Here is a 7229-nt window from a genome sequence, read left to right on the forward strand (position 1 = left end):
CAGATAACGCTTTCTTTATACGCTTCCAATAAAGAATTCGCTAAAAGCAGAATGGAACCACCGGCACCTTTAAAATTACGATATCCTGCGTATCTATCCAATTCGGCCATGAGAAGATTATCAAATTGTTCGGGGGAAATATTAAAAGTTAATATGCAGAGCTCACGATCGTTCCGAAGTATTTCTTTCTGTGTGCAATAAACATTAGTTTCAGGTAGTTTATCAATTTGATATTGACTACACATTTCAGGGAAAATATCAGCAAACGCTTTAAATTTATCGATGTTATGCTCACATTCAATTACTAGAGCACCATTTATAGCGATGTAAGCTATTGGATAATTTGAAGAATTTTCAATGCCATTATTAATGGCTGTACAAAGATCCGAAGCTACATTATTTAATTGCACATACATTTAAGCAGACTCACTGTTGTTATAAATTTCAAATTTCATCTATTATAAGGCAATATGTGCAAAAAAGCATTAATTTTTCAATAGATCACGCGCTTTGTTGCGCTCAAGAATAATTCAAATTTTCCAAATATCCCGGCAGTTATAAAATATTTATATGCTTACAAATTGGATGACATCATGCCAAATAAATGGCTGAATCAGAAAGGTATCAAGATTAAGAAGCAACGGCATAAAATTGCTAATTGGTCGAATGCTTCCTACAGCTCAGTGAGAGAACTACTGGAAACAAAGAACGCTAACAAACTTCGAAGAAGCAACAGGCCGCAAATTGAAGCACTGCAATTATGATTTGAGTGCACTATTAAAATATCAATTTAATAATATTAGACTTATAAAATCAAAACGACCTCTAACCGACAATTGGACGGATATATAATCATCAATTAGACGAACATAAAAATAATTATCCCCGCATAAAATAGTGATAATTTTTTATGCGCAAATATGAGAGCAAAATGTATAATCGGTATATTAAAACCAATATTTTCAATGCGTTAAAAGATACACCTGTTGTATACATAATGGGACCTAGGCAATCGGGAAAAACAACTATTGTTAAAGATATTATCAATGAAAAATGGGAATACATATCTTTAGATGATGCAGCTCAGCTCAATATTGCAAAATCAGATCCAGTAGGATTTATACGTAATATTCCTAAAGAAAAATCTATTGTACTGGATGAAGTTCAACGATTACCGGAAATATTTGTTTCAATAAAACAAGCTGTTGATGAAAATCGAACACCTGGTCGTTTTCTATTAACGGGATCAGCAAATGCTTTATTGCTTCCAACCCTGTCAGATTCATTAGCTGGACGCATTTTCCCACTACAGAGATAAAGACAAAATAGAGGTAGACATTGTTATTGAAAATAGCATTGATGAAGTTATTGGCATTGAAGTTAAAGCAACAGCATCAATTAACCCAAGTGATTTGCATGGTCTAAAAAATTAAAAGAAATAGCTGATAAAAATTTAAAATTGGAATTCTATTGTACGATGGTGATCATACAACCTCATTTGGCGATAAACTATTTGCTGTGCCTATTGCTTCTTTATGGAGCTAAAAGCTGCTTTTAAGCTTCAACTTCAATGTTGGCTACCATCTGACTATTCAAAAAATCCGTAATACGTTGCATCGGTTTTCGTAAGCGCTCTACATCCCGTATGATATACCCTGCTGTTACATCATTAGTCATCTTGTGATTTAACAAGCGTTTCAATGCATAGGCTGGTAAATCCAAACTTTCTGCTGTGGTAGCAAGGTTCTTCTCAAATCATGAACTGTGAATGTCACTCCTGATAACTCAGCCACTTTAAGCATGGCTTTTCTGGGTTCTATAATATGGCCTCGCAAAAAAGGGAAATAATCAGCTCAATACTTCCACTTTAGGTGCTGAATATATAAAATTGATGGGCTAAAAATACACTTTTCAAGGATAAGAATTTTTTTGCAACAGAGCCATTAAAACCAGTCAAGCTCGCAAAAGCATTGTCTGATCATTCAATTAACGGTTGGTTTACATTATTACAAGGAATAGTATATTTTTTCATACTCAGGCTTTCAATTTTAAATGGCGGGTAATCATTTTGAATGACAATGACTGAGAACCATAAAATTTTTCCAACACCCGGAAATTCAAATTTTTGCTCAATATGCCAGTAATTTATCCCCGCGATTTTGCCTTTTTGGACGACCTCGGCAGGCTCCAGTGGTATAGGATTTGTTGTTAGCTTATATCGAATGATGATTGATCTCATATCGCCCAAAAAAACAGCCAGCCCAGCCCATGCTTCATTGCTATAATATTTTCCAACGTCTACTTTCTTCTCCCGTAGTTTCAGCTGTTGGTAATCGGCTGTTACTGTTTGCCTCAAAACGTTACTGGTCCATGCTGTGACTTCTTTATCACTTGGAAGTGCATAAGCTGATAGGGATACAAAAAGAAAACAAACCATGGCTGCTCGGAGCATATATTTCATAAAGATCGTCCTTGTAAGACTTTTCGTGTACATCAAAATGCACCTTTATTCCAATTGTAGTCCAGTTTGGCATATTCTTCGCTGTCTAACTCTTTTTAGGCTCTGTTGCAAAAAATTCTTATCCTTGAAAAGTGTATTTTTAACCCATCAATTTTATATATTCAGCACCTAAAGTGGAAATATTGAGCTGATTATTTCCCTTTTTACGACTTAAGTGGAGAATATTTTTCTGATTTAAACGAAGTTTAATGTTTTGCAACGGAGCCATAATTTGTATCATGTTTTATAGACTTTCTTATCTCTTCAGGATGAGCTTCCCCCGATAGTTCTGGTCCACCAGATTGTGTGTATGAAAACATTGATGCTGACTCAAAAGATCTAGAGGCACCTACACTGGTTCCTTCTTCTTTACCTGCAAAATATCTTTTAGCATAGGGATATTGAAAATATGTTCTCATTAATTCCATCTTTTAAACTCCAGTTGCTCAACATTTCACGATATTCTCGGGTATAATGAGCTCTATATTTAAAAAGTACATTCTGTACTGGTCTAGACTCTTGGTTTGCTGGTATAGATACTAAATGAGGGTATGACTTCACTTGACTATAGGCATGAGATAGAACCTCTATAGCTTTTTTATCCTGAAGCTCTACTGGTGTTACCCATCTCTATCAAAACCCTGTAAGTAATACGTATTCCCACATTGATAAACTGCAGTCAGGTGATTGAAAATCCTCGTACGGAAGCATCGCTAGATTTGATATATTCAAAAACAGGTTAAAACCGTCTTAAATATGTTTTTTGTTGATTTAAGCCTGTTTTAACGTAAAATTGAAAATATGCTGTTTTTAGTGAAATCAAGATCTTGACACCTTCATTTAGCGCTAAATATCTGGCACCATAGAGCCGCTTCGAACTTTTTCGAGCAAATAAAGTCATTAAATTTAAAGAAATAGATTTTATTTGGTCAATGTCAAATCTAGAGATGCTTCCGTTATTTTAATTAAAGCCTTACAGAATAAAGGCCAGAGATAGATTTTACAATTTCAGCTGCTTTTTTTGGATTATAATACAAGGAGTTAATATGAAAAATTGTTTTCTGTTACCTATGGTTTTAAGCCTAGGAGCGGGTAGCCTTTATGCCGGAACTATGGGTTCAATCGAACCTGTTTCCAATTTTGGTGGTTTTTATATTGGATTGGGTTCTGGTATCACAACAGTATTTACTAAAGACAGTTTCTCCACCGCTCGATCTGATGGGTTAGGTGGGAATGCTGACACAAATAGATATACCAATACCGCTGTATTATTCACGGGTCAAATTGGTTATGGCGCGATGTTTAATCAGAAAACCTATCTTGGTGCCAAAGCTTCAATCTATTACACCCCATTGGAGACTCTGGATGAAACCGGCTTTTCAACTGCTGCTGGTAATGTTTTGATTGTAGGGAATAACTCCTTCGCTACCTCATTAAAACCCATTTACAATATTGATGCTGTTTTGGGTTATGAAGTGACTCCACATTTTTTACCCTTTGTTGAGGCTGGGGTTAGCTTTGCTAATGCTAAACGCAATTATGTCTTTAAGCGCACAAGAACTAATATTGCTGCCGTTACTAATGTTGGATATCAATCTTCATTAAATTTGGATAAATATAAAACTGGTTATAATGTTGGTCTAGGATTAAATTATCTCGCCGCAAGCAACTGGGTATTATCCACAGAGCTCGTTTATAACTATCTGGGCAGTAAGTCAGATTCCGTTATGGTTAACATTCCACTAACCACGACGACGGAAACTCAATCACGAACTATCCGTAATAGCGACGTAGCGATGTTTGCTAGCATATCGTATTTAATGAATGCCTAGAATCGCGAGCAAAATAACTGATTCTTCGCGCCTTTGCGTGGAATTTAATAGTTAAAAAATTTAAGCCAAGATGGTTCTTTTGCACTGATCCTGCCCTGATTGAAAATCAATTAATTATATTTGACAGTGACTTGCATAAATATCTTGGAAAACTCATTCATACTATAAGGATGAATTAAGAATGAAAGTGAAACTGATTTGGGCTGTCTCTTTAATTGTTGGCTGGAGCACCTCAATAAACGCTGGAAAAAATGGGAGAACAAATAGGCTCTAACGGAAGAATTTATTTAGAAGGTGCGTTTGGTGGTGCTTATAGAGATGTTCCTATGTTGCGAAGTTTGTCCTATGCTGCAAGTGTCCTAGGTCATGAAGCAGGTCCGATTACAGCTAATGACAAAATTGTAAATCAATGGGGTTGGACCGTGGGTGGTAATTTAGGATATAACTTCAACAACTTCATTGCGGCAGAATTTGGCTTGTATTATATTCAAAAAGTAAAATACATTGCAGGGCAAGGATCCATTTTACGTTAACCCCGAAGGCCAATTATCACATTTTGGATACTCCAATTGGTTGTTTTATTTAGCACCCAAAATAACTTTTCTTCGACTTAAAAATTTTAATACCTATGTTAAATTTGGTATTGGCATAAATCATTATAATTTTATTAATAACACAACATTTATGTACTATCACTCTGGTAATTATTATGGAACATGGCAACACTCTTCCTTTAATGGGATTGCTCCCTTGTTTGCTGTAGGAGCGTCTCACGATTTAAATCAAAATCTATACATTGGGGTTCAATATATGCGGTTTGGTAGCTCTTGGAATACCAGTAAAATACACAGTCAAAATCAAGTATTTGAACATAGAGGCCTGGGAAATTCTTGGACGACACCTACAACCAGTGCTATTGATATGTTACAAGTTAGTTTGGGCTATAGATTTTTGAAGACTCTTTTGGGGTTCGTCGCCAAAATAATAATAGGTGCAAGATGTATGGAGCTCGAACTGAAGTATCCTTCACCAATGAACAATTCGGCCTGTACCGTTGAGAGATGAACAAAATTTAAGAGGCTCTATATTGAATCTTTTTTGCAACAGAGCCCTCTTTAATGGCGCTTCATCTCAAGAATCGCAGTGGGTCTGACAAATCGAGCACCCGCTTGAGTTTATACCATAAACTTTCATCAGGTTGTGATAAGACTAACCCACCGTCCCCTTATAAACCCCACCACCGCCAAAAATGCTGGCATACACGGTGAATGCATCTGGGGCAAATATTCTTAAAATGAGAAAGGAATTTAAACCGCTATTCACCGCCGACCAACTCAAACCGCCATCATTACTCTTAAAAACACCGCCACCAAAAGTACCTGTGTAGACGGTATTCGTATCCAACGCAAACACGCTGTTAATTCTCAAATAGGTGATGCCGTTATTGATGGCCGTCCAGTTCATCCCCCCATTCACGGTTTTAAACACGCCACCACCATCAGTGCCGGCATACACCGTAGCCGCATCCACGGCCGCTAAACTTTGGATAGACAAGTTGGTTATCCCCGTATTCACCGGCGTCCAGTTGGCTCCACCATCCACGGTTTTAAACACACCACCATTTATCGTGCCGGCATACACCGTAGTCGTATCCACGGCCGCTAAACTTTGGATAGACAAGTCGGTTATCCCTGTATTCACCGGCGTCCAGTTGGCTCCGCCATCCACGGTTTTAAACACGCCACCGCCATTGGTACCGGCATACACTGTAGTCGCATCCGCGGCAACCACGCTGACAGTATCAAGTGTGGTGATGCCGTTGTTGATGGCCATCCAGTTGGCTCCGCCATCCACCGTTTTAAACACCCCGCCGCCACTACCGACATACGCGAGGTTTGGTGTTACAGCATACACACTAGCCACAAAAAAATCGGTTAATCCGGTATTCATAGCCGTCCAGTTAGCCCCGCCATCTACGGTCTTAAACACCCCACTGCCATTAGTACCGGCATAGACCAAATTGCTATCCACTGCAAACAAACCAAACACATTAACAGCCGTCAACCCCGTATTCATAACATTCCAATTGGTACCGCCATCGGTGGTCTTAAACACCCCACTGCCATTAGTGCCTGCATAGACAGTATTTGCATCCTGAGCCAACAAAGACTCTATAAAAAGATTGGTGATGCCGTTATTGACCGCCGTCCAATTGGCTCCGCCATCCACGGTTTTAAACACGCCACCGCCATTGGTGCCGGCATATACCGTAGTCGCATCCACGGCCGATAAACTGAGGATAAACAAGTTGGTTATCCCCGTATTCACCGGTGTCCAGTTGGCTCCGCCATTCACGGTTTTAAACACGCCACCACCATTAGTGCCGGCATACACCGTAGTCGCATCCACGGCCGCTAAACTGCGGATAGACAAGTTGGTTATTCCCGTATTCACCGGCGTCCAGTTGGCTCCGCCATCCACGGTTTTAAACACACCGCCATTTATCGTGCCGGCATACACCGTAGCCGCATCCACGGCCGATAAACTGCGGATAAGCAAGTCGGTTATCCCCGTATTCACCGGCGTCCAGTTGGCTCCGCCATCCACGGTTTTAAACACGCCATTGCCGGTCCCAGCATACACCGTAGACGGATCCACGGCCGCTAAACTTTGGATAGACAAGTTGGTTATCCCCGTATTCACCGGCGTCCAGTTGGCTCCGCCATCCACGGTTTTAAACACACCACCATTTATCGTGCCGGCATACGCCGTATTGGCATCCAAGGCTGCCACACTTAACACGACCGTATTGTCTCCCAGGCCATTATTCACGTTAACCCAGTTGCCGCCTCCGTCCGTCGATTTAAAATTCCGGCACTCGTGCCGACGTACACAAT

At 39.5% G+C, this 7229-nt stretch carries 8 protein-coding genes and 1 pseudogene; 4 read left to right on the forward strand and 5 right to left on the reverse strand.

The annotated features are described in order from the left end of the window. On the reverse strand, nt 1–410 hold a 410-nt coding region (locus tag BN58_RS26240; protein WP_232220701.1), incomplete at its 3' end, for a hypothetical protein. A 500-nt stretch (nt 411–910) separates the two neighbouring features. On the opposite strand from BN58_RS26240, the gene BN58_RS15775 reads away from it, so the two are divergent. Both BN58_RS15775 and BN58_RS37960 read left to right on the forward strand, forming a co-directional pair. Continuing rightward, a complete protein-coding gene (locus BN58_RS15775) occupies nt 911–1318 on the forward strand; it encodes an AAA family ATPase (RefSeq protein ID WP_232220702.1) in 408 nt (135 codons plus the stop codon). Between the two features lie 19 nt (nt 1319–1337). Continuing rightward, nucleotides 1338–1433 carry a hypothetical protein gene (locus BN58_RS37960; protein WP_408605500.1) on the forward strand — a complete coding sequence of 32 codons (96 nt, stop codon included), beginning with the start codon at nt 1338–1340 and terminating at the stop codon, nt 1431–1433. Nucleotides 1434–1554: 121 nt separating this feature from the next. Here BN58_RS37960 and BN58_RS30040 read toward each other — a convergent pair. From BN58_RS30040 to BN58_RS15790, 3 genes and pseudogenes are all read right to left on the reverse strand, one after another. Beyond that, nucleotides 1555–1829 (reverse strand): annotated as a pseudogene (locus tag BN58_RS30040) (integrase); the annotation flags it as partial. 149 nt (nt 1830–1978) lie between these two features. Further along, a complete protein-coding gene (locus BN58_RS15785; protein WP_156812570.1) occupies nt 1979–2437 on the reverse strand; it encodes a hypothetical protein in 459 nt (152 codons plus the stop codon). A gap of 269 nt (nt 2438–2706) precedes the next feature. Next, a complete protein-coding gene (locus BN58_RS15790) occupies nt 2707–2928 on the reverse strand; it encodes a hypothetical protein (RefSeq protein WP_019217635.1) in 222 nt (73 codons plus the stop codon). A 618-nt stretch (nt 2929–3546) separates the two neighbouring features. On the opposite strand from BN58_RS15790, the gene BN58_RS15795 reads away from it, so the two are divergent. After that, a complete protein-coding gene (locus tag BN58_RS15795; protein ID WP_019217636.1) occupies nt 3547–4332 on the forward strand; it encodes an outer membrane protein in 786 nt (261 codons plus the stop codon). Nucleotides 4333–4583: 251 nt separating this feature from the next. Further along, nucleotides 4584–4865 (forward strand): hypothetical protein, encoded by a 282-nt coding sequence (locus BN58_RS15800; RefSeq protein WP_019217637.1) that lies wholly within the window; start codon nt 4584–4586, stop codon nt 4863–4865. Nucleotides 4866–5541: 676 nt separating this feature from the next. On the opposite strand, the gene BN58_RS26250 is transcribed toward BN58_RS15800, so the two are convergent. Further along, nucleotides 5542–7229 (reverse strand): WD40/YVTN/BNR-like repeat-containing protein (locus BN58_RS26250; protein WP_232220703.1); only part of this gene is annotated, 1688 nt, incomplete at its 5' end.

The sequence above is a fragment of the Legionella tunisiensis genome, assembly GCF_000308315.1.
In the GTDB taxonomy this organism is placed as follows: Bacteria; Pseudomonadota; Gammaproteobacteria; order Legionellales; family Legionellaceae; genus Tatlockia; species Tatlockia tunisiensis.

Bases quoted from the DNA above. Each gene is read 5' to 3' on its own strand.
- BN58_RS15775 (WP_232220702.1), top strand. From the start codon at position 911: ATGCGCAAATATGAGAGCAAAATGTATAATCGGTATATTAAAACCAAT.
- BN58_RS15785 (WP_156812570.1), bottom strand. From the start codon at position 2,437: ATGGTTTGTTTTCTTTTTGTATCCCTATCAGCTTATGCACTTCCAAGT.
- BN58_RS15790 (WP_019217635.1), bottom strand. From the start codon at position 2,928: ATGGAATTAATGAGAACATATTTTCAATATCCCTATGCTAAAAGATAT.
- BN58_RS15795 (WP_019217636.1), top strand. From the start codon at position 3,547: ATGAAAAATTGTTTTCTGTTACCTATGGTTTTAAGCCTAGGAGCGGGT.
- BN58_RS15800 (WP_019217637.1), top strand. From the start codon at position 4,584: ATGGGAGAACAAATAGGCTCTAACGGAAGAATTTATTTAGAAGGTGCG.